The organism is Micromonospora zamorensis (assembly GCF_900090275.1).
Taxonomy (GTDB): Bacteria; Actinomycetota; Actinomycetes; order Mycobacteriales; family Micromonosporaceae; genus Micromonospora; species Micromonospora zamorensis.
Window position 1 is genome coordinate 2,879,293 of sequence record NZ_LT607755.1, and the last position, 18,936, is coordinate 2,898,228.

Annotated in this window: 21 protein-coding genes; 8 read left to right on the forward strand and 13 right to left on the reverse strand. The window is 71.2% G+C overall.

The features are described from left to right. Positions 1-11 precede the first annotated feature (11 nt). The gene (locus tag GA0070619_RS12520) at positions 12-449 is read right to left on the reverse strand and encodes a MarR family winged helix-turn-helix transcriptional regulator (RefSeq protein ID WP_088948221.1); all 438 of its coding nucleotides are present in this window, start codon (positions 447-449) and stop codon (positions 12-14) included. Positions 450-545: 96 nt separating this feature from the next. Between GA0070619_RS12520 and GA0070619_RS12525 the strand changes: the two genes are divergently transcribed. Next, positions 546-998: a MarR family winged helix-turn-helix transcriptional regulator gene (locus tag GA0070619_RS12525; protein ID WP_088948222.1), complete on the forward strand. Its 453-nt coding sequence runs from the start codon at positions 546-548 to the stop codon at positions 996-998. 6 nt (positions 999-1,004) lie between these two features. Here the strand turns inward: GA0070619_RS12525 and GA0070619_RS12530 are convergent, their stop codons facing one another. From GA0070619_RS12530 to GA0070619_RS12540, 3 genes are all read right to left on the reverse strand, one after another. Beyond that, on the reverse strand, positions 1,005-1,691 hold the full coding sequence (locus GA0070619_RS12530; RefSeq protein WP_088948223.1) for a hypothetical protein: 687 nt from the start codon (positions 1,689-1,691) through the stop codon (positions 1,005-1,007). A gap of 83 nt (positions 1,692-1,774) precedes the next feature. Continuing rightward, entirely contained in the window at positions 1,775-2,236 is a 462-nt protein-coding gene (locus GA0070619_RS12535) for a peroxiredoxin (RefSeq protein ID WP_088948224.1), read from the reverse strand. A 45-nt stretch (positions 2,237-2,281) separates the two neighbouring features. Further along, positions 2,282-3,115, reverse strand: a complete 834-nt coding sequence (locus GA0070619_RS12540) for a patatin-like phospholipase family protein (RefSeq protein ID WP_088948225.1) — start codon at positions 3,113-3,115, stop codon at positions 2,282-2,284. An 87-nt stretch (positions 3,116-3,202) separates the two neighbouring features. Between GA0070619_RS12540 and GA0070619_RS12545 the strand changes: the two genes are divergently transcribed. After that, the gene (locus tag GA0070619_RS12545) at positions 3,203-3,931 is read left to right on the forward strand and encodes an SDR family NAD(P)-dependent oxidoreductase (protein WP_088948226.1); all 729 of its coding nucleotides are present in this window, start codon (positions 3,203-3,205) and stop codon (positions 3,929-3,931) included. A gap of 37 nt (positions 3,932-3,968) precedes the next feature. Here GA0070619_RS12545 and GA0070619_RS33800 read toward each other — a convergent pair whose 3' ends face one another. The 3 genes from GA0070619_RS33800 to zwf form a co-directional block, all read right to left on the reverse strand. Further along, positions 3,969-4,094, reverse strand: a complete 126-nt coding sequence (locus GA0070619_RS33800; RefSeq protein ID WP_255508866.1) for an MFS transporter small subunit — start codon at positions 4,092-4,094, stop codon at positions 3,969-3,971. Next, positions 4,091-5,503, reverse strand: coding sequence for an OFA family MFS transporter (locus GA0070619_RS12550; protein WP_088948227.1), 1,413 nt, complete (start codon positions 5,501-5,503; stop codon positions 4,091-4,093). Before GA0070619_RS12550 ends, GA0070619_RS33800 begins: the two co-directional genes overlap by 4 nt. 139 nt (positions 5,504-5,642) lie before the next feature. Continuing rightward, a complete protein-coding gene (zwf, locus tag GA0070619_RS12555; RefSeq protein WP_088948228.1) occupies positions 5,643-7,022 on the reverse strand; it encodes a glucose-6-phosphate dehydrogenase in 1,380 nt (459 codons plus the stop codon). A gap of 229 nt (positions 7,023-7,251) precedes the next feature. On the opposite strand from zwf, the gene GA0070619_RS12560 reads away from it, so the two are divergent. Both GA0070619_RS12560 and GA0070619_RS12565 read left to right on the forward strand, forming a co-directional pair. Next, positions 7,252-8,073 carry an NAD-dependent epimerase/dehydratase family protein gene (locus GA0070619_RS12560; RefSeq protein WP_172862038.1) on the forward strand — a complete coding sequence of 274 codons (822 nt, stop codon included), beginning with the start codon at positions 7,252-7,254 and terminating at the stop codon, positions 8,071-8,073. Between the two features lie 48 nt (positions 8,074-8,121). Beyond that, positions 8,122-8,904, forward strand: coding sequence for an alpha/beta fold hydrolase (locus GA0070619_RS12565; RefSeq protein WP_172862039.1), 783 nt, complete (start codon positions 8,122-8,124; stop codon positions 8,902-8,904). 82 nt (positions 8,905-8,986) lie between these two features. On the opposite strand, the gene GA0070619_RS32800 is transcribed toward GA0070619_RS12565, so the two are convergent. Next, positions 8,987-9,742 (reverse strand): hypothetical protein, encoded by a 756-nt coding sequence (locus GA0070619_RS32800; RefSeq protein WP_231927398.1) that lies wholly within the window; start codon positions 9,740-9,742, stop codon positions 8,987-8,989. 377 nt (positions 9,743-10,119) lie between these two features. Between GA0070619_RS32800 and GA0070619_RS12575 the strand changes: the two genes are divergently transcribed. Continuing rightward, on the forward strand, positions 10,120-11,121 hold the full coding sequence (locus tag GA0070619_RS12575; protein ID WP_088948229.1) for a tyrosine-type recombinase/integrase: 1,002 nt from the start codon (positions 10,120-10,122) through the stop codon (positions 11,119-11,121). A 6-nt stretch (positions 11,122-11,127) separates the two neighbouring features. Here the strand turns inward: GA0070619_RS12575 and GA0070619_RS12580 are convergent, their stop codons facing one another. The 3 genes from GA0070619_RS12580 to GA0070619_RS12590 form a co-directional block, all read right to left on the reverse strand. After that, positions 11,128-11,781: a fasciclin domain-containing protein gene (locus tag GA0070619_RS12580; protein ID WP_157743988.1), complete on the reverse strand. Its 654-nt coding sequence runs from the start codon at positions 11,779-11,781 to the stop codon at positions 11,128-11,130. A gap of 95 nt (positions 11,782-11,876) precedes the next feature. Then, positions 11,877-13,985: a M14 family zinc carboxypeptidase gene (locus GA0070619_RS12585; RefSeq protein ID WP_088951756.1), complete on the reverse strand. Its 2,109-nt coding sequence runs from the start codon at positions 13,983-13,985 to the stop codon at positions 11,877-11,879. 149 nt (positions 13,986-14,134) lie between these two features. Then, positions 14,135-14,914 carry an endonuclease/exonuclease/phosphatase family protein gene (locus GA0070619_RS12590; RefSeq protein WP_088948231.1) on the reverse strand — a complete coding sequence of 260 codons (780 nt, stop codon included), beginning with the start codon at positions 14,912-14,914 and terminating at the stop codon, positions 14,135-14,137. Between the two features lie 183 nt (positions 14,915-15,097). Between GA0070619_RS12590 and GA0070619_RS12595 the strand changes: the two genes are divergently transcribed. Further along, on the forward strand, positions 15,098-15,871 hold the full coding sequence (locus GA0070619_RS12595) for a sulfite exporter TauE/SafE family protein (protein WP_269458581.1): 774 nt from the start codon (positions 15,098-15,100) through the stop codon (positions 15,869-15,871). After that, positions 15,871-16,641, forward strand: coding sequence for a GNAT family N-acetyltransferase (locus tag GA0070619_RS12600; protein ID WP_088951758.1), 771 nt, complete (start codon positions 15,871-15,873; stop codon positions 16,639-16,641). The genes GA0070619_RS12595 and GA0070619_RS12600 overlap by 1 nt, the downstream gene beginning before the upstream one ends. Before the next feature lie 29 nt (positions 16,642-16,670). Here the strand turns inward: GA0070619_RS12600 and def are convergent, their stop codons facing one another. Together def and GA0070619_RS12610 are read right to left on the reverse strand one after the other, a co-directional pair. After that, entirely contained in the window at positions 16,671-17,180 is a 510-nt protein-coding gene (gene def / locus GA0070619_RS12605) for a peptide deformylase (RefSeq protein WP_088948232.1), read from the reverse strand. A gap of 31 nt (positions 17,181-17,211) precedes the next feature. Then, positions 17,212-18,543 (reverse strand): chorismate-binding protein, encoded by a 1,332-nt coding sequence (locus tag GA0070619_RS12610; protein WP_088948233.1) that lies wholly within the window; start codon positions 18,541-18,543, stop codon positions 17,212-17,214. 123 nt (positions 18,544-18,666) lie between these two features. On the opposite strand from GA0070619_RS12610, the gene GA0070619_RS12615 reads away from it, so the two are divergent. Then, on the forward strand, positions 18,667-18,867 hold the full coding sequence (locus tag GA0070619_RS12615; RefSeq protein ID WP_007460326.1) for a DUF5999 family protein: 201 nt from the start codon (positions 18,667-18,669) through the stop codon (positions 18,865-18,867). Positions 18,868-18,936 lie beyond the last annotated feature (69 nt).

The window sequence follows — 18,936 nt, forward strand, 5'->3', positions numbered from 1 at the left end:
CCGCTGTCAGGTCAGACGGCACCCGCCAGTTCATCGTTCGCCCGCTGGGTGACCAGGGTGAGCACCCGGGCGGCGGCGGCGAGTTCGTCGGCCGGGATGTCCCCGTACAGCCGGGCGGTGATGCCCGCGACGGCGTCGGCGACGCGCGCCTGCGTGGCGTGACCGGTGTCGGTGAGCCGCATGTGCGGCGCGGGCCCGTCGACCTGGGCGAGGTCGGCGTCGACGAGGGCGTCGGTCACCTCGCGCACGTCCGGCTCGTCGATCTTGAGAGTGCTGGTGACCCGGTGCACGAGCCGGGCCCGCTCGACGGGGCCGGCGGCGAGGACGTTGAGCGCGACCACCTGACCGAAGCTGAGCCCGAGCGGTGCCACGGCCCGTTCGAGCAGGGCGCGGGTGGCGTAGTGGGCCTGGCCGATGACCTGGCCGTTGAGGGTGGGGACGGTGGACATGGAGCCTCCTTCGAAACGTTGGCCACGCCAACGTTGGAGCCGCCAACGTAACATCGGATCGTGGGTCGCGCCAACGATTACTGGTAGGCTGCACCCATGGATCCCGTGGCCCCGCAGTCACCCGCCGGGCTCCGCAGCACCCCGACCTGGCTGCTCAACCAGACCGCCGGCCACGCCGCCCGCCTGCTCAGCGAGGGCTTCGCCGCCCACGACCTCCGCGGCTACCACTACCGGCTGCTCACCGCGCTCGCCGAGGACGGCCCGGCCAGTCAGGCCGACCTCGGCCGCCGCTGCGCCATCGACCGCAGCGACGTCGTCGCGGCCATCAACGACCTGGCCGGCCGAGGGCTCGTCGTACGCGCCCCCGACCCGGCCGATCGCCGCCGCAACGTCATCAGCATCACCGACGTCGGCGCCGACGAGGCCCGCCGGCTGGGCGACACCCTCGACCGCGTCCAACGTGACCTGCTCGCCCCGCTGTCCGCCACCGAGCGCGACCAGCTGACCCGCCTGCTCACCAGGCTGCTGGCGCACCACAGCCGACAGTGACCCGCCTCAGCGGGCCTCGCGCAACTCCGCCAACCGGGCCTCGATCTCGGCCAGCTCGGCGCGCAGCTTGTCCGCCTGCTGCTCCGCCTCGGCCCGCTCGGTGCCGAGGATCTGCTCCACCGCCTCCTGCACACCCGGCACGTCCACCAGGCCCACCATCTTCAACGCCTCCGCCGGCTTCACCACGTACGGCTTCGCCAGAGCCTTGCTGCCCTGCTGCGCGGCGACGGTCCACTCACCGTCGGCGTACGCCAGCGTCACCGTGAGACCCGCGGGACCCTTCGGCTTGACGGCCTTGACCGCCCGCCGCGCCGGCGGCTTCTCGGTCTGCTCCACCTTCGGCTCCTCCTGTCGCTGCGCGGGCACCCGCGGCGTGTCCAACACGAACTCCGGCGCCGCCGCCACCGGCGACTCCTGCCGCTCCGGCTCCGGTTTCGGCTCCACCACCCGACGCGTCACACCCTTGGGCGCCACGGCCACGTCCGCAGGGGAGAACGGCAACTCGTCGCGGCCGAAACGCACCACCACGAACTCGTCGGACACCTCGGGGTCGGTCAGCTCGATCACCTGACCGACCTGACCGGCGATCTGCCCCGCCGACGCGGTGAACACCACCCGCGGCTTACGCCCGGCAGCCAACGCCTCCCGGATGCTCTGCACCTCGCTAGTGGACAAACCCTGGCCGGCATCCATCACAACCCTCTTCCGTACACCTGTTTGATTGCTGTCTTGATACCAGCCGGCTGCGACACCCGCCGCACAGGGCTCGCGCCCACTCAGCCGCCCAACGCCCGCAGCGCCCGGTCCGCGTGGTCGTTCATGCTGACCTCGCTGTGGATCACCTCGATGACCCGACTGTCGGCGCCGATGACGAAGGTCATCCGCTTCGTGCTCAACGGCCCCAACGGCAGCCGCCGCTTCACCCCGAGCTGCTGCGCCACAGCCCCGTCCTCATCCGAGAGCAGCGGATAGTCGAACCCGTTGAGCTTGGAGAACTCCGCCTGCTTCGCCACCGGGTCGCGGCTGATGCCCACCCGGGACGCGCCCAGCGCCGTGAACTCCGCCGCGAGGTCCCGGAAGTGGCAGCTCTCCGCCGTGCACCCACGGGTCATCGCCCCCGGGTAGAAGAACAGCACCACCGGCCCCGCCGCCAGGAACTCCGACAGCCGCCGCGGCGTGCCCGTCTCATCTGGCAGCTCGAAATCCTCGACCACGTCGCCGACACCCACACTCGCCACCGCGCACCTCCATCGTCAGACCGGACAGGCGGTGAGCGTAAGCGATCAAGCCCAGAGCGCCGCCACCTCGTCCAGCACCGCGACGGCCTGGGCCCGCCCGGCCCGCGCCGCACCCGCCCGCCGGGCCGGGTCCAGCACGTTGCGGCCGATCGCCGTGCGCGCCTCCGCGTCCGGCGTCAGCACCGACACCCGCGACCCGGCCGCCCGCAACCCGTCGACCTGCGCCGACAGCCGCGGCATCGGCCCGATCGCCGCCGACGTCGGCGCGAGCACCAGGACCCGCTCCGCGCCGGCCGCGAGGTCCGCGTTCACCGTCGAGCGCATCCCACCGTCGACGAACCGGCGCGCGCCGATCGTCACCGGCGGCCACACCCCGGGCACCGCGCAACTCGCACCCACCGCGTCCACCAGGGACACCTCGCTGTCCCGGTCGAACACCACGAACTCACCGGACGACGCGTCCACCGCCGTGACCAGCAGCCGCCGCCGCGGCCACTCCCGCTCCGGCAGGCGGGCCTCGATCACCGCGCGTCGCGACGCCTCCGACGGGGTACGCGCCGCCAACGCCATCGCCCCGATCCGGGCCCGGGAACGCGCCGCGTCGCGGGTACGACCACCAGCCCACACCAGCCGCGCCAGCGTCGCGAAGCCCAACCGCGCCGCCACCTCACTCGACGGCGGCGCCAACTGCTCCTCGTAGAACCGCTGCACCGGAAGCTCGGAGCACACCAGCGCGCCGACCACCGAACCCGCCGACGTCCCCACCACCAGGTCCGCCTCCGTGACCGGCACACCCCGCTCGACCAGACCCGCCAGCAGCCCCAACTCCCAGGCCACCCCGGTCACCCCGCCACCACCGAGCACCAAAGCCCGCCGCATGTGACTCTCCTCTCGACGACCGACCCGCGCCGGTCACGGTAGCGTCGGCACGACACCTGCGCAGCCGTCAGCCCTCCGGGAGGCACCGTGGCACCCGTCACCGTCATCACCGGCGGTGGTCGCGGCATCGGCGCGGCCACCGCCCGCCGCCTCGCCAACGCCGGTCACCACGTCGCCCTGTGCTACCGCCGTGACGAAGCCGCCGCCACCGCCGTCCTGGCCGACCTGCGCGCCGCCGGCGCACAGGCCATCGCGGTACGCGCCGACACCACCGACCCCGACCAGGTCGCCGAGCTGTTCGACGCAGCCGCCCACCTCGGCCCGCTCACCGGCCTGGTCAACAACGCAGGGGTCACCAGCCCGATCGGGCCCTTCACCGAGTTACGCGTCGACGACCTGCGCCGCGTCGTCGACGTCAACCTCGTCGGCTACGTCCTCTGCGCCCAGCAGGCCGCCCGCCGCCTCACCGACGGCGGCGCGATCGTCAACGTCTCGTCGGCCGCCGCGACCCTCGGCAGCCCCGGCGAATACGTGCACTACGCCGCCGTGAAGGCCGCCACCGACACCCTCACCGTCGGCCTGGCCAAGGAACTCGCCCCGAAGGGCATCCGGGTCAACGCCGTCGCACCCGGCATCGTGCGCACCGACATCCACGCCGACTCCGGCGTGCCCGACCGCGCCGACACCGCCGTCGGTCGCATCCCATTGGGCCGCGCCGGCGAACCCGACGAGATCGCCGCTGCCATCGCCTGGCTGCTCAGCCCCGACGCCTCATACGCCACCGGCACCGTCCTGCGGGTCTCCGGCGGCCTCTGACCTCGCGTCACACCAGTCAGAGACCGCCGGACCCGGGTCACTGGGTGAACAGCTTCGCCGCGGTGATGACCGTCTGCGTCACCCCGTAGCCCAGCAGCGCCGCCACCACCAACCACGAAATCCACAACCGGGCCTGCTGCCCGGATCGGCTGTCGTCGCTCATCGCGTACCACTCCTCTGCGCCGTCTTGTCCTCGTCAACGTCCCGATCCGCCGACGGCTCGTGGTAGCGCTGCGGCACCGGCCGCACCAACAGGTTCGCCACGAAGCCCACAGCCAGCACCCCCACCATCGTGAACAGCGCCGGCCGGTACGCCGCCGCCGTCAACGAACCCGGCTCACCCTGCGCGTCGAGGAACCCGTTGACGATCAGCGGACCCGCGATCCCCGCCGCCGACCAGGCGGTCAACAACCGGCCGTGGATCGCACCGACCTGGAACGTGCCGAACAGGTCCCGCAGGTACGCCGGCACTGTCGCGAACCCGCCACCGTAGAACGACAGGATCACGCACGCCAACAAAACGAACAGCGCCGTCGCGGTCTGCCCGACGAGGGCCAGCAGCGCGTACAGCACCATCCCGACACCCAGGTACACCATGTAGATCGGCTTGCGGCCGATGACGTCCGACGTCGACGACCACACGAACCGTCCCGCCATGTTGAACAGCGACAGCAGACCCACGAACCCGCCAGCCGCGGCAACGCTCACCGCCGAGGTGCCGTTGTCCCGGAAGAAGTCCTGGATCATCGGGCTGGCCTGCTCCAGGATGCCGATGCCCGCCGTGACGTTGCAGAACAACACCACCCACAGCAACCAGAACGAGCGGGTCTTCACCGCGTTCGCCGCCGACACGTTCGCCGTGGTGACCAGCGGCTTCGCCGCGACGCTCGCCGGGTCGAAGCCGGCCGGGCGCCAGCCCTCCGCGGGCACCCGCACGTTCGCCACGCCGAACATCATGATCGCGAAGTAGCCCAGGCCGAGCGTCACGAACAACCACACCAGGGCGCTGCCCGACGCCGTCGACCCCGCGTTGGACGGGTCGTAACCGGCGTCGAAGAACGACAACAACTGCCGGGACAGGGGAGAGGCGACCATCGCCCCACCACCGAACCCCATGATCGCCAACCCGGTGGCCAGACCCGGCCGGTCCGGGAACCACTTGATCAACGTGGAGACGGGGGAGATGTACCCGATGCCCAGACCAATGCCGCCGAGCAACCCATAGCCCAGATACAGCAACCACAGCTGCTTCGTGGCGATGCCCAACGAGCCCACCAGGAAACCCGCCGCCCAGAAACAGGCCGAGACGAACATGGCCTTACGCGGGCCGTTCGCCTCCACCCAGGTCCCGGCGACCGCGGCGGACAACCCGAGCATCACAATCGCGATACTGAAGATCACCCCGATCGCCGTCTGACTGGCGTCGAAGTGGGCGATCAGCGAGTTCTTGTAGACGCTGGTCGCGTAGACCTGGCCGATGCAGAGGTGGATGGCCAACGCCGCCGGGGGAATGAGCCACCTGCTGTAACCGGGCGGCGCGACGGTGTGCCGACGATCGAGTGCGGAAAGCATGCGGTGCTTCCTCTCCGAGGAGGACGAAGGACGTCCCGCACAACGTGCCCACACCCCACGCACACAGCAAACCTCACCGTCGCCGGACGGTCATCCCGGTGAGCTGAGCGGTCAGTCAGCGACCGCCCGGACCTGATGATCAGCGCAGATCCGGGGTGTGCCAGCCGCCAGCCAACGCGTCGGCATCCGCCGGACCCCAACTGCCCTTCTCGTACGACTGCACCGCCGCCGGCAGATCCAGGATCGGCTCGACGATGCGCCACTCCTGCTCGATCGTCTCCTCACGCGCGAAGCGCAGATGCTGCCCGTCCATCGCGTCGTCGAGCAACCGCTCGTACGCCTCCTGACGGCGACCCAACGCCATGCCGAAGTCGACCGACAGGTCCACCGCACGGCTCGCCACCTCGGCGCCCGGGCTCTTCGCCTGGATCGACATCGTGATGCCGTCACCACGCCCGAGGCGGAACCGCAGCAGATTCGCGGCCGTCACCGTGCCCCGCTCGGCCGGGATGAGCGACCGCTGCGGCTGCTTGAACTCGACCACGACCTCCGTCGCCGTCCCCGCAAGGGACTTACCGGCACGCAGATAGAACGGCACACCCGCCCAGCGGGGGGAGTCGATCGTCAACCGGGTGGCCACGAACGTCTCCGTGTTCGAGTCCGCAGCGACACCCTGCTCGTCGCGGTACCCGGCGTACTGACCCCGCACCGTGGACTGCGGCGACAGCGCCTCGATCTGCCGCAGCACCGCGACCTCCGCCTCACGGAACGCGGCCGCGTCGTCAGCGGCGGGCGCCTCCATCGCCACCAGCGCGACAACCTGCAGAATGTGGTTCTGCAACACGTCACGAGTGGCGCCGACGGTGTCGTAGAAACCGGCCCGACCCTGCGTGCCGAAACCCTCGGCAAGAGTGACCTGAACGTTGTCGATGTGCTCGCTGTTCCACAACGGCTCGAACAGCCGGTTGGCGAACCGGAAGGCGTAGAGGCCCTCGACGGCTTCCTTACCGAGGTAGTGATCGATGCGGAACACCCGCTCCGGATCGAAGGTCGCCCGCAGCGTGCGGTCCAGCTCACGGGAGGACTCCACGTCACGCCCGAACGGCTTCTCCACGATCACCCGGCCCCGGTCAGCCAGACCGACCGCCGCGAGACCGTCGACGACGGCACCGAACACCGCCGGAGGAATCGCCAGGTAGAAGACCGGCCGCTCGGCACCCCGCAGACGCTCCGCCAACCGCTGATAGGTGACCGGGTCCGCGTAGTTGCCGGAGATCATCGAAAGGTTGCCCGCCAGCCGGTCGAAAGTCTCGTCGTCGACCTCGTCGTTGGCCTCAGCGACCGACTTGCGGGCCATCGTGACGAGCTGTTGATCATCCCAGGGGGAGCGGGCCACCCCGATCACCGGGACGTCCAGGCGGTCGCGCCGGGTCAACTCGTACAGCGCCGGGAACAGCTTCTTCGAAACGAGGTCTCCCGTGACGCCGAACAGCACGACCGCGTCTGAGCGCATGCGCATGGCACTTCCATTCGATCATGTAATTCTGATCTTCCGAACGGACAACCGCGCGGCCCAGCGCGAGAATTCCCTGCGAGGGGCGCACGTGAGGTCGGCGACAGCGACGGCGCTTACCCTAAGAAGGTTCGCAGCTCAGGTGTGATGCGGGCAACGCCCCACCGTGATCGACGAAGTTCGATCATCATAATGCCTGCGAAGACCTGTCGGTAGGGGAGGAGAGACTGCCGACATGAGTCCACCCTTCGGGACCGTGGTCATCACAGGCGCCGCCGGCCGCATCGGCAGCGCACTCCGCCACGCCCTGCGCGCCGAGACCCGCCACCTCGTCCTCATCGATCGCGACCCACTGACCGCGCAGTCGCCGGAGGAGCAGGTCATCCGCCTGGACCTCACCGACCTCGACGCCCTGATCTCGGCGTTCGAGGGCGCTGACGTGGTGATCCACCTCGCCGGGCTGCCGGACGAGGCCCCACTCGCCGAGCTGCTGGACGCCAACGTGCTGGGCACGTTCCACGTCCTCGAGGCCGCCCGCCGGCAACAGGTCGACAGGGTCGTCCTCGCCAGCAGCAACCGGGTCACCGGCTTCCACCTCGTCGGAAAGACCGTCAACCCCGAAGATCCGGTCCGACCGGACGGCTTCTACGGGGTCAGCAAGGTGGCAATCGAGGCTCTCGCCCGCCTGTACGCGGACAAGTTCGCCCTGTCCGTGGTGTGCCTGCGCATCGGCAGCTACGAGGACAGACCAGACGACGCCCGATATCTCGCCACCTGGCTCAGCCCACGCGACTGCCTCGGGTTCATCCGAGCGGCCATCACCGCACCCGACGTCTCCTTCGCCACCGCCTACGCCGTGTCCGCCAACACCCGCCGGTTCTGGGACCTCGACGCCGGCATCCAACTCGGCTACACGCCAGTCGACAACGCGGAAGACCACGCCGCCCACGTCGTCGGCGCCGACGACCCCATCGACTCCCGCGCGCCCCAGGGAGGCAGGTACGCCAGCGCCGAGACCACCCTCACCCACATTCACGGCGGGCAACCGAACCCCTGACGAGCAGTACAGAATGGACCGCACCGGCCAGCAGGGGAGAGCCCGACAATGGACCTGGCAGTCGACCAGTCACCGGGCACAGCACCCGAGGTGGTGTGCCTGCCGATGTTCGGCATGACCCGCACCGCCACGGCTGCCGCGTTCGGCCCAGCCCTCGCGGGCGCGGGCCTGCGAGAGACATACCTGGACCTACCCGGCCACGGCGACAGCCCCACGGACTGCCCACCAACGTCCCAGGCGGTGCTGGACACCGTGTGCGGGTGGCTCGACCACCACGTCGACGGGCCGTTCCTGCTCGCCGGCGGCTCCTACGGCGCGTACCTGGCCACCGGCATCGCCCGCCGACGACCCGAACTCGTCCGCGGCCTGCTCCTCGTCTGCCCGGGCGTCACCATCGCCCGCGACAGCCGGGACCTGCCCGACGACCCGCCGTCCGAAGCGTCCGAGGGCTGGCTCGACGAAGCTCCCGCCGCCCTGCACACCCACCTCGACGCCGCCCTGGGCAATCGCACGTCAACTGTCGTCGCGACGGTGCTCGCGGCACTGAACTCCGGCGGTCCCGGTGACGCGACCTTCCAGGAGAAGCTGCAGACCGGGCCCGACTACGCGTTGCCCGACGAAAACGCCGACGTCGTCTTCGACGGCCCGGTCACGGTGGTCACCGGCCGACAGGACAGGATCGTTGGGTACGCCGACCAGTTCCGCGCCATGCGCCGCTATCCGCATGGCACCTTCACCGTGATCGACGCGGCGGGGCACTACCTGCCGTACGAACAACCCGCGCTGCTGCGGTCACTCACGCAGGACTGGCTGCGCCGTACGGGCGCGTAGACGGTGAACGAACGCGATTCGATAATGCACATTATGTAAAGTTGCGTTATCTGACGGTCCCCTCGACCACCGATGGGCACTCTCAGTCGCGCGTCAGTCCCGGCGGACACGCGTCCTCGTCGGGTCGCACGCGGCGGGCACTGACCAGCGGGTTGCGTTGCAGACCGGCGATGACAGCGGCGCTGCCACCGACGTCGGTCCAGGTGTCGTCCCACAGGGCGGAGACGAGCCAGGAGTGATCCGCCGGGAAGAACAGGTCGGGCAGCGGACCCTCACCGCGCATGTGACCGGTCCGCCAGGTGAGGGCCTGCTCGGGTCCCGCTTCGACCAGGACGTAGGGCCAACCCCAGTAGAGCGACACCCTCGGGGCACGCGGAAAGACGACGTCGTGCGCGCCGGTGTCGAGGTAGCCCAGCCACCAGGGCTGCTCCGCGGTACGTGCCGCCAGCTCGCGGACCACGGCCTGTTCGTGGGCGTCCACACCGACGCCCTCGGGCGGGTGGAAGGTGGCGTACGCGTCGAACACCTCCGGGATCGCGGTGGTGATCGCAATGCCCTGTGTGGTGTGGCCGGCGAGCCAGGCGACGTCGCTGGCCGTGCCGATCCGCCAGTTCCGTCCGTCCCTGTGGACGTCCAGGGGTTGGGTCGAGGCGCAGTCAGCGTCGGGGCGTCCAGCCACGACGGTGGGCGATGCTGAGGGAGCCCACCCGGGTTGGCCGTCCGGCCGCCACTGGTGCCCCTGGGGGCAGACCACATCGATGGGGTGGGCCGGGTCCCGGTAGACGACAGGCGTGCCGGGTCGACCACAGACGGGGCAGGTGGCGACGGGCGACGTCATGCCGCGCACGATACGTGCTCCTCCAGCAGCGCCACTGGCCTGTGACGCTGGGGGCGAGCCGACGTGTCGCTGGGTGCCTGTAGAGCTGCCCCATCCGTGGGGTGCGCCGACCATCGGCGCCGGAACCGCCAGCAGCGGCGCAGGGACCGGTGCGCCCTCACCGCTGATCACTTACCCACAGCGGGATGGCGTTGGCCGGGACGTCGTCGGCTTCGAAGAACCATCACACCTGGTCCACGGGCCGGGGATCACCCGCCCCACACGTGGGGCAGCTCTACAGGCACCTGAGGAGACAGCGGCGCCTCCCGTGCGGACCGGGTCCGCTCCCCCTCTCCCCACGCTTCCCCGTAACGCGAAAATGCTGCATAATATCCCTTATGCATGACAAACAGGACGAATCGCTCATGGTGTTGATCGAGGAGTTCCTGACCGCCCGAGCGACCCGCAAGCCCTCCCCCCACACCCTCGCCGCGTACCGTCGGGATCTGCACGCGGTGGCGGCGCTGGTCGCCGAGGATGCCGCCACTCCCCTCCCCCTGGGCGCGCTGTCGATCACCGATCTCTCCCCCAGGGTGATGCGCGCGGCCTTCGCCCGGTTCGCCGGGCCCCGCGCGCCCGCGTCGGTGCACCGGGCCTGGTCCACCTGGAACAGTTTCTTCACGTTCCTGGTGGCCGACGGGATCGTGGCCGGCAACCCGATGCCGGCGGTCGGGCGACCTCGGGCGCTACTCCCCCATCCGAAGCCGCTGCGGGGGGCGGACACTCCCGAGGTGCTGCTCGCGTCCGCGGCGCGCGACGAGGGTCGGCAGCGCGACCCGTGGCCAGAGCGGGACGTCGCGGTGTTGGCGGTGGCGCTCTGCGCGGGGCTGCGCCTGTCGGAGCTGCTGGCGCTACGGATCGGCTCGCTGGGTGGCCGGCCTGGTGAGCGGCGGATCGAGGTGCTCGGGAAGGGTGGGCGGCCCCGGGTGGTGCCGATCGAGGCGGATCTGGACCGGGTGCTGGTGGACTACCTGGACAGTCGGGCGCGGCGCTTCGGTTCGCGGTCGGTGCGCCCCGACTCGGCGTTGCTGGTGGATCGGCATGGTGAGCCGTTGCGCCGGGGTGGGCTGCAGTATCTCGTCGAGTCGTGTTTTCGGCGGGCGGGTATCGGTGACCGGGTGCCGCGGGGTGCGCGGTTGCACGCGTTGCGGCACACGTTCGCGACCCGGTTGGCCGAGGACGGGGCGAGCGCCGCGGAGATCATGCGTTTGTTGGGGCACGCGTCGTTGGCGTCGTCGCAGACGTACATCGAGGTGACGGCTGGGCAGCAGCGCGACGCGGTGCGCGCGAACCGGACCAACCGGGCGCTGGCGGGTCTGGTGCCGGTGAACCAGGAGTGAGCGCGGTCAGTGTGCCCGGTCGCTGTCGTTGGCGGTGGTGGGCAGCGGGCCGAGGACCGCGTTGATGATGTGGATGCGGGTGTCGGTGGCCTGGTAGTCGGCGCAGACGGCGTCGGCGCGGTCGGCCAGACGGACGGTGGGGCCGTTGCGGGTGATGGCGACGGTGGTGCCGTCGAGGGTGGTGGCGGTGCCGCTGTTCGCCAGTTCGCCGATCGGGTGGGTTCCCTGGATCAGGTGTGCCTTCAGCAGGGTGCGCAGCTGGTCGGTGTGGCGGGTCATCAGGTCGTCCCAGTTGTCCTCGGAGAACTTGGCGGCGAAGGCGTCGTCGGAGGGGGCGAGGATGGTGACGCCGGCGCCGGTGGGCAGGTCGGTGAGGACTCCGCTGGTGCGTACTGCCGCTTCGAAGGTGGTGAGGGTGGGGATCCACCGGAGCGCCTGGTCGACGGGCTGACTGGCGAGGAAGGTCGGGTTTCCGGGGTCGGTGCCGGTGGGAAGGGCGGCGCAGAGGGGTCCGGTGACCTGGGGTGCGTTGGCCGGTGGTGCGGCGTCGGTGCGGGGAGTCGCGGGGCTGCTGGTGCAGGCGGCGAGCAGCAGTGTCGGCGCGAGGAGCCCGAGGGTGAGCAGTCGGGGGTGTCGCGGTGGGGTGGCGGGTTGCGACACGGCGGCCTCCACGGTTTCGGGTTGGTGGTGGGGATGTGCCGGCGGCGCGGGTTCGAGACCCGCGCCGCCGGCAGTTCGGTTCGGTCAGGTGGCCGTCAGAGTGCCGCGCACTGGGTGGTGCGGGGGCCGTGCACGGTGTTGGCGACGCCCAGGTTGGTCGGGGCGGGGCTGTTTGCCGTGCAGTTGAGCGGGCCGCGGATGGTGTTTCCGGCCAGCAGGGGTGCGTCGGTGCCGGTGGTGTTGCCGGTCAGGCTGACGGGGCCGGCGATGGTGACGTCGATGACGGAGACCGCGTTGGTGGTCTTCGTGATCTGGACCGGGCCGTTGATGGTGCTGTCGGCGAGGAGGATGCCGGCGGCGCCGGTGGCGGTGACCGGGCCGCTGATGGTCGTTCCGGTCGCGACGAGTGCCGCGCCGGCCCGGACGGTGACGGGGCCGTTGATGGTGGCGTCGTCGGCGCAGGTGAAGCCGGAGACGGTCAGTGGTCCGTTGCGTCGGCCGGTGAGGGTCGGGTAGACGCGTTCACCGTCGGTCAGCTTCTCCACGCCCTTGGTGTCGAGCAGCAGCGGGATGAGGCCGCGTTCGGGTTGGTTGAGGGGGACGTAGTAGCCGTCCTCGGTCTTGATGACCTTCCAGCCGTGTGCGGCGATGCGTTGCGCGACGGTGGTGCCGACGCCGCCGGGTCCGTCGGTGCGGGCGCCGTTGTACTGCTCGTCGGTGAGTTTGTAGGCGCAGGGGGCGTTGTCGAGGATGAGGTCGGCGCGGGGTGCGTCCAGCGGCGGCGGGCTGTCGCCGGGGTGCGGGGCGGGGTAGGCCGGGATGGGGCGGGAGCCGCGGAAGACGAGGCGGCCGGTGTTGGCGGCCTGGATCTCGATGGACTGGGCGCGGGAGTTGAGGATGTCGGCACGGTCGGCGCGGTGGTAGTCGAGGAACTGCTGGAACGTCCACAGCGCGGAGTAGGTCTTGCGGCGCCGGTTGTTGGCGGTGTTGCCCTCGTCGGGTCGGGTCTGACCGCCGGAGCTGCGCAGTTCGAGCAGGGAGTTGGCGACGTTCTTGAGGCCGAGGGTGTTGCGCAGGATGGTTTCCTCGCTGAGGCCGATGTTGCCGCCGCCTTCGCAGCCGTAGGGGCAGGCCCACCAGCCGGCTTCGGCGCCCTTGGCGTACATGTGACCTTCGATCATGTCCTGGGACTGGTCGAAGATGGGTTGGGCGACGTTCTGGTGCCGCGGGGGCAGCATGGGCAGGTCCCCGGCGCGGGAGTTGCCGAACTCGTGGCCGTCGTAGCCGGCGACGGGTCGGTAGTCGCGGACCATCTTGATGTACGCGGCGGTTTCCGGCTGGCGGATGAGCGAGTAGTCGCGGTTGAGGTCCTGGCCGGTGGAGTTGCCGCGGGTGTTGTTGGCCCGGCCGTCGCCGTTGATGGTGGGGACGATCAGGACGGTGGTTCGGCTGAGCAGGTCCGTGATGCGGGGGTCGGTGCTGAAGGCGAGTTGCCGGGCCATGATGAGGCAGGCCTCGCGGTCGCCCGGTTCGTTGCCGTGCACGTTGCAGTTGATGGCCACCGGTGCGGTGGCGGCGACTGCCTCCGGGGTGGTCGCCGGGGTGGGGTGGCCGATGACCATCATGTTGATGGGTCGGTTCTGCACGGTGCGGCCGAGTTCGACGACGCGGACGCGGTCGCTGAGGGCGTCGATGGCGGCGGTGTAGGCGTACTCGTCGGCGTCGCTGGTGTATTGCGCGGCGTGGGTGGTCTCCCAGCCGGTGCGCAGTTGCTCGCCGGGGGTCGTGGGGTTGCCCCAGGGTGCGGTGGTGGTGGCGACGACCGGGTCGGAGTAGGGCTGTTCGGTGGTGTCGGTGCGGGCGCGTACGCGCCACTGGAAGGTGTCGCCGGGGTTGAAGCCGGCGTCGGCGAAGGTGGGTGCCTGTTGGTTGATCTGGCGGTTGGGTCGCCAGATACCGACGATGGTCGGTGCGCCGGTGGGGGTGCCGTTGGCGTCGACGGCGGTGCGTTCGATCTGGTAGTCGGTGGCGCCGTCGACGGGTTGCCAGGCGAGGGTGGCGTACCCGTCGGCTTGGCGGACGGTGAGGGCGGTGACCTGGTGGGGTTCCGCGGCGCTCTGGGCGTTGGCGGGGGTGGGTGCGGTGGTGAGGGTGAGAGCGATGAGGGTGGATACGGCGATGAAGGTGGATCGCTGACGTCTCATGTGGCCTCCGACGAGTTGATCGTGGCGCGTGTCGACCAGCATGATCGTCGAAGTGGGTCGATGCAATGATCTTGAGGGAATCTTGCGTCTCGGGGCGGTGCTCCCCCGGGCGCGGCTGAGCCACGGTGCGGCCGGTCGGGCGATGACGCTCAGCCGAGGTCGACCAGCAGGGGGCGGTGGTCGGAGATGGTGGACGCCGGTGCGGTGACCGCCCGTACCGGTGGGAGCTGGTCGAGGGCGTGCCGGTCGGCGAGGATGTGGTCGAGTTGGACGCGGGGCTGCCCGGAGGGGTAGGTGGGCCGGCGGCCCAGTGGATGCCAGCCGGAGACGAGGCGGGCCGCGACGGCGGGCAGGTTGAGGTCGCCGAGCAGGACGCGGGGGGCGGGCAGGGCGCGCAGGGCGCGGACGGTCTGTCGCAGTTGGCGGGCGTTCCAGCCGGGCACGAAGGACAGGTGTGTCGCGGCCACGGTGAGCGGGCCGTACGGGGTGTCGAGGATGGCGGCGAGCACGACGCGGGGTTCGTCGTGCAGCAGGATCAGGCCGCCGCGGGGGCCTGGCACGTAGACCGGTGAGCGGACGGGCGCCGGTTTGAGTCGGGTGATGTGCCAGCTGCGTACGGGGTGTCGGCTGATGAGGCCGATGCCGTAGCAGGGTTCGCCGTGCCCGTCGTCGTCGTGGCGCAGCGGGCGGAAGTGTTCCCCGGGGGTGCCGACGACGGCGGCGGCGAAGCGGTGGTGGGGTGCGTCGAGGGCGCGGGCGGCGATGGCGGTGAGGTCGAGTTTGCCGCTGCGGTGTTGGTCGCGGTCGACCTCCTGCAGGGCGAGCACGTCGGCGTCGAGGGCGCGTACGGCGTCGGCGAGGCGGTCGGAGTCGACGAGCCCGTCGGTGAGGGATCGTCCGTGCAGCAGGTTGAAGGTGGCCAGGCGCACTCCTGCACCTTACGTGCCCGTGGCATGGTTGCCGGGTGCTGAAGGTGCTGCTGTGTTCCGTGCTGGTGTTCGTGGCGGTCGGCGCGTTGGGGGTGTGGTTGCGGCGTACGAGGGGTCGGTGACCGGGTGAGGCTGGCCACTCGGGTGCTGGTCGGGCGCGTCGGGTAGGGAGAATTGCCGCCCGTGGACGCCGTGACGCTGAGTACCCTGCTGGCCGCCGCCGCGATGGCCGGGTGGGTGGATGCCGTGGTCGGTGGTGGTGGGTTGTTGCTGCTGCCGGCGTTGTTGGTGGCTGCCCCGGGGTTGCCGGTGGCCACCGCGTTGGGCACGAACAAGTTGGCCGCGATCTTCGGTACGGCCACCGCGGCGGCGACGTACGCCCGCCGGACCACTGTCGACTGGCGGGTGGCGGCTCCGGCGGCGGGGGTGGCGGTGCTCAGCGCGGGGGTGGGCGCGGCGCTGGCCGGGGCGGTGCCGGCGTCGGCGTACCGGCCGGTCGTGCTGGTGGTGCTGGTGTCGGTGGCGGTGTTCGTGCTGCTGCGTCCCCGGATGGGGGTGGTGGCGGTGCCGGCGAGGCGGACTCCGGTGCGGGTGGCGGTGGTGATCGCGGTGGCCGGGGTGGGCATCGCCCTGTACGACGGTCTGATCGGTCCGGGGACCGGCACGTTCCTGGTGTTGGCGTTCACCGCTGTGATCGGCGCGGACTTCGTGCACGGCTCGGCGATGGCGAAGGTCGTCAACGCGGGCACGAACCTGGGTGCGTTGGTGGTGTTCGGGGTGACCGGGCACGTGTGGTGGCTGCTGGGCGCGGGGATGGCGGTGTGCAACATCGCCGGCGCGGTGCTGGGGGCGCGGATGGCGTTGCGCCGCGGGTCGGGGTTCGTGCGGGTGGTGCTGCTGGTCGTGGTCGTGGCGTTGGTCGCGAAGCTCGGGTACGACCAGTGGGTGGCCCGCTGATGGCGGTACGCCCCGAGCATGACCGTGCGGTCCTGGCGCGGTTGCTGGGCCGTGATCCGGTGCTGCACGCCTACCAGTTGGGTGACCTGGACGACTTCTTCTGGCCGTACACCTCGTGGTTTCGCTCCGGTGAGCAGGTCGCGTTGCTCTATCGCGGGGTGGACCCGCCGACGCTGCTGGCGTTCGCGGCGCCGGTGGACACCGCGGCGCTGGCGGCGTTGCTGGCCGACCTTGCGCCAGGGCTGCCCGCCCGGTTGTACGCGCACCTCTCCCCCGGGCTGTCCGACGTGCTGGCCGGGTCGTTCCGGTTGGATTCCGGTGGCGTGCACCACCGGATGGCGTTGACCGATCCGGCCCGGTTGTCGGCGGTGCGTCCGGAGGGTGTGGTGCTCGGGCCGGTGGAGCTGCCGGGGTTGCGCCGCCTGTACGAGCGGGCGTACCCGGGGAACTGGTTCGATCCTCGGATGCTGGACACCGGGCAGTACCTGGGCGTACGCGAGGGCGGTGAGCTGGTGGCGGTGGCCGGGGTGCATGTGTGGTCCCCGGCCTACCGGGTGGCGGCGTTGGGCAACGTCACGACCCATCCGCTGTGGCGTGGACGGGGGCTGGGCGCGGCGGTGGTGGCGGCGCTGTGTGTCCGGCTGCGCGAGACCGTGGAGCACGTCACGTTGAACGTGAAGGCGGACAACACGGCGGCGGTAAGGCTCTACGAGCGGGTGGGGTTCACCCGGGTCGCCGACTACGAGGAGTGGACGCTGACGGCCCGGTGACGCCTCGCCGCTCGTCTCGGGTGGTGCCGTCAGCGGCGGCGGCTGGGTGAGTCGAAGCGGCCGGCGCGGATCTCGCGCAGGGCCCGGCGGCGGATGTCACCGCGCAGGGTGTCGACGTAGAGCGTGCCGCGCAGGTGGTCGGTCTCGTGTTGCAGGGCGCGGGCGAGGAACCCGCTGCCGGCGATGGTCAACGGTTCGCCGTGCTGGTCGACGCCGCGGGCGGTGGCGTGCAGGGCCCGGGCGGTCGGGAAGTACAGCCCGGGGATGGACAGGCAGCCCTCCTCGTCGTCCTGGAGCTCGTCGGACAGTTCGAGGGTGGGGTTGATCAGGTGGCCGCGGTGCCCGTCGGCGTCGTAGACGAACACCTGGGCGCTGACGCCGATCTGGGGTGCGGCGACGCCGGCGCGGCCGGGGGCGCCGAGCAGGGTGTCCATCAGGTCGGTGACCAGGGCCCGCAGCTCGGCGTCGAAGGTGGTGACCGGTTCACATTCGGTGCGCAGGACGGGGTCGCCGATGATCCGGATGGGCCGCATGGTCATGTCGGTCAGCGTATCGCCGGTGGCGGTGGGGTCACCGCCCGGCCAGGGTGGCGCGGATCGGGGCTGTCTTCGCGGCGGCTTCGGCGACCTCGGCGGACGCGTCGCTGTCCCAGGTGATGCCGCCGCCTGCCCAGGTGTGCAGGTGCTGGCCGTCGGCGGCGGCGGTGCGGATGGTCAGGCCGAGGTCGACGCGGCCGGGGGCTACCCAGCCCAGCGCGCCCATGCTGGCGCCGCGACCGACGGGTTCGAGGGCGGCGATCTGGGTGAGGGCGGCGCGTTTGGGCGCGCCGGTGACGGACCCGCCGGGGCAGGTGGCGCGCAGCAGGTCGGCGAGGCCGAGGCCGTCGGCGGCCGCGGCGCGGACTGTCGACTCGGCCTGCCATAGGTCGCACCAGCGGCGGACGGTGAACAGGTCGTCGACGGTGACGGTGCCGGTGCGGGCGATGCGGGCGAGGTCGTTGCGTTCCAGGTCGACGATCATGACGTGTTCGGCGCGTTCCTTGGCGCTGGCGTGGAGTTCGGCGCGGCCGGTGGCGGTGGCCGGGCGGGTGCCCTTGATGGGTCGGGTGATCAGGTGTCCGTCGGTGACCTCGATGAGGGTTTCCGGGGAGGCGCAGCCGATGGCCCAGCCGTCGCCGGTGAGGACGCCGCCGTAGCGGGCGCCGGGGAGCGCGCCGAGGCGGCTGAGGGCGGGCAGGGGGTCGCCGGCGTAGCGGGCGGCGGCGTGCCCGACGAGGTTGGTCTGGTAGACGTCGCCGCGGCCGATGGCGGCGCGGACCTGGTCGACGGCGTCGGCGTGTTGACGCGGCGTCCAGCTCTCGGTCCACTCGCCGAGCCACCACGGCGACGCCGGTGCGCCCGGTGGGGTGGCCCGGGTGGGGCGGTGGTCGTAGACGACGACGGCGAGGTCGGGCAGGGTCGGCGCGGGCTCGGGCGCCGCGCCGGGCGCACCGGCCAGGTGGGCCCCGGCCGCGGCGGACAGGTAGAGCGCCGCCCCGCAGACCCCGGTGTCGTGCTGGCGGGTGGCCGGCCGGGTGAGGTCGTGCAGTGGCATGCCGTGCGCGGCGAGGAACTCCTCGGCGAGTGCGGCGGGGTCGCCGCCGTCACTGAGGCGCCACTGCAGTCGGACGCGTTCGGTCAGGGCGCCTCGGCACGCGGCCGGCGCCGCCGGCACATCGACCAACGCGGTCGGGCCGCTGCCCGCGGCCAACGTGGCTGAGCCGCTGCCCGCGGCCAACGTGGCTGAGCCGCTGCCCGCGGCCAACGTGGCTGAGCCGCTGCCCGCGGCCAACTGAGCTGAGCCGCTGCCCGCGGCACCAACCTGTGGGAGCGTTTCCACGCCGTACGGTCCGACCTTCCTCATCCGTTCAGTGGATTTCCGGTGCGCCAGGTGGGCACCTGCTCGATGCTGGACACTTTCGCTTGGTACTGTGCGTCACTGGTCATGTGAACCATGACACAGTGCCCCCACAGTCCGGAGAACCCGATGTGCCAGCACCAACCGACCTGCCCCTCTGCTGAAGCCACCGATCGGGAAGCCGCGCGAGTCCTCGCTTGCTTCCGTGAGCAGGGCTGGAGCCTGCTCTGCAATGGTGTCATCGTCTTCGAGGACACCGGCGAGCTGCTCCCCGACGGCAGCAGCATCGCACCGCACCGTGGCCCCGCCCGTCACGCCCTCGTCGCCTGATCGACCACTCAGAGTCACCGAATAGCCGCCGTCGACCCAGGCTGGTCCCCCGGTAAGGGACACCGAGCC

What these genes read in the sequence shown, in the direction of transcription:
- GA0070619_RS12550 (WP_088948227.1), bottom strand. Translation starts at nt 5,503, where the DNA reads ATGCTTTCCGCACTCGATCGTCGGCACACCGTCGCGCCGCCCGGTTAC.
- GA0070619_RS33800 (WP_255508866.1), bottom strand. Translation starts at nt 4,094, where the DNA reads ATGAGCGACGACAGCCGATCCGGGCAGCAGGCCCGGTTGTGGATTTCG.
- GA0070619_RS32800 (WP_231927398.1), bottom strand. Translation starts at nt 9,742, where the DNA reads ATGACGTCGCCCGTCGCCACCTGCCCCGTCTGTGGTCGACCCGGCACG.
- GA0070619_RS12525 (WP_088948222.1), top strand. Translation starts at nt 546, where the DNA reads ATGGATCCCGTGGCCCCGCAGTCACCCGCCGGGCTCCGCAGCACCCCG.
- GA0070619_RS12610 (WP_088948233.1), bottom strand. Translation starts at nt 18,543, where the DNA reads ATGAGGAAGGTCGGACCGTACGGCGTGGAAACGCTCCCACAGGTTGGT.
- GA0070619_RS12540 (WP_088948225.1), bottom strand. Translation starts at nt 3,115, where the DNA reads ATGCGGCGGGCTTTGGTGCTCGGTGGTGGCGGGGTGACCGGGGTGGCC.
- GA0070619_RS12615 (WP_007460326.1), top strand. Translation starts at nt 18,667, where the DNA reads ATGTGCCAGCACCAACCGACCTGCCCCTCTGCTGAAGCCACCGATCGG.
- GA0070619_RS12530 (WP_088948223.1), bottom strand. Translation starts at nt 1,691, where the DNA reads ATGGATGCCGGCCAGGGTTTGTCCACTAGCGAGGTGCAGAGCATCCGG.
- GA0070619_RS12520 (WP_088948221.1), bottom strand. Translation starts at nt 449, where the DNA reads ATGTCCACCGTCCCCACCCTCAACGGCCAGGTCATCGGCCAGGCCCAC.
- GA0070619_RS12565 (WP_172862039.1), top strand. Translation starts at nt 8,122, where the DNA reads ATGGACCTGGCAGTCGACCAGTCACCGGGCACAGCACCCGAGGTGGTG.
- GA0070619_RS12575 (WP_088948229.1), top strand. Translation starts at nt 10,120, where the DNA reads ATGCATGACAAACAGGACGAATCGCTCATGGTGTTGATCGAGGAGTTC.
- GA0070619_RS12560 (WP_172862038.1), top strand. Translation starts at nt 7,252, where the DNA reads ATGAGTCCACCCTTCGGGACCGTGGTCATCACAGGCGCCGCCGGCCGC.
- GA0070619_RS12585 (WP_088951756.1), bottom strand. Translation starts at nt 13,985, where the DNA reads ATGAGACGTCAGCGATCCACCTTCATCGCCGTATCCACCCTCATCGCT.
- GA0070619_RS12600 (WP_088951758.1), top strand. Translation starts at nt 15,871, where the DNA reads ATGGCGGTACGCCCCGAGCATGACCGTGCGGTCCTGGCGCGGTTGCTG.
- def (WP_088948232.1), bottom strand. Translation starts at nt 17,180, where the DNA reads ATGACCATGCGGCCCATCCGGATCATCGGCGACCCCGTCCTGCGCACC.
- zwf (WP_088948228.1), bottom strand. Translation starts at nt 7,022, where the DNA reads ATGCGCATGCGCTCAGACGCGGTCGTGCTGTTCGGCGTCACGGGAGAC.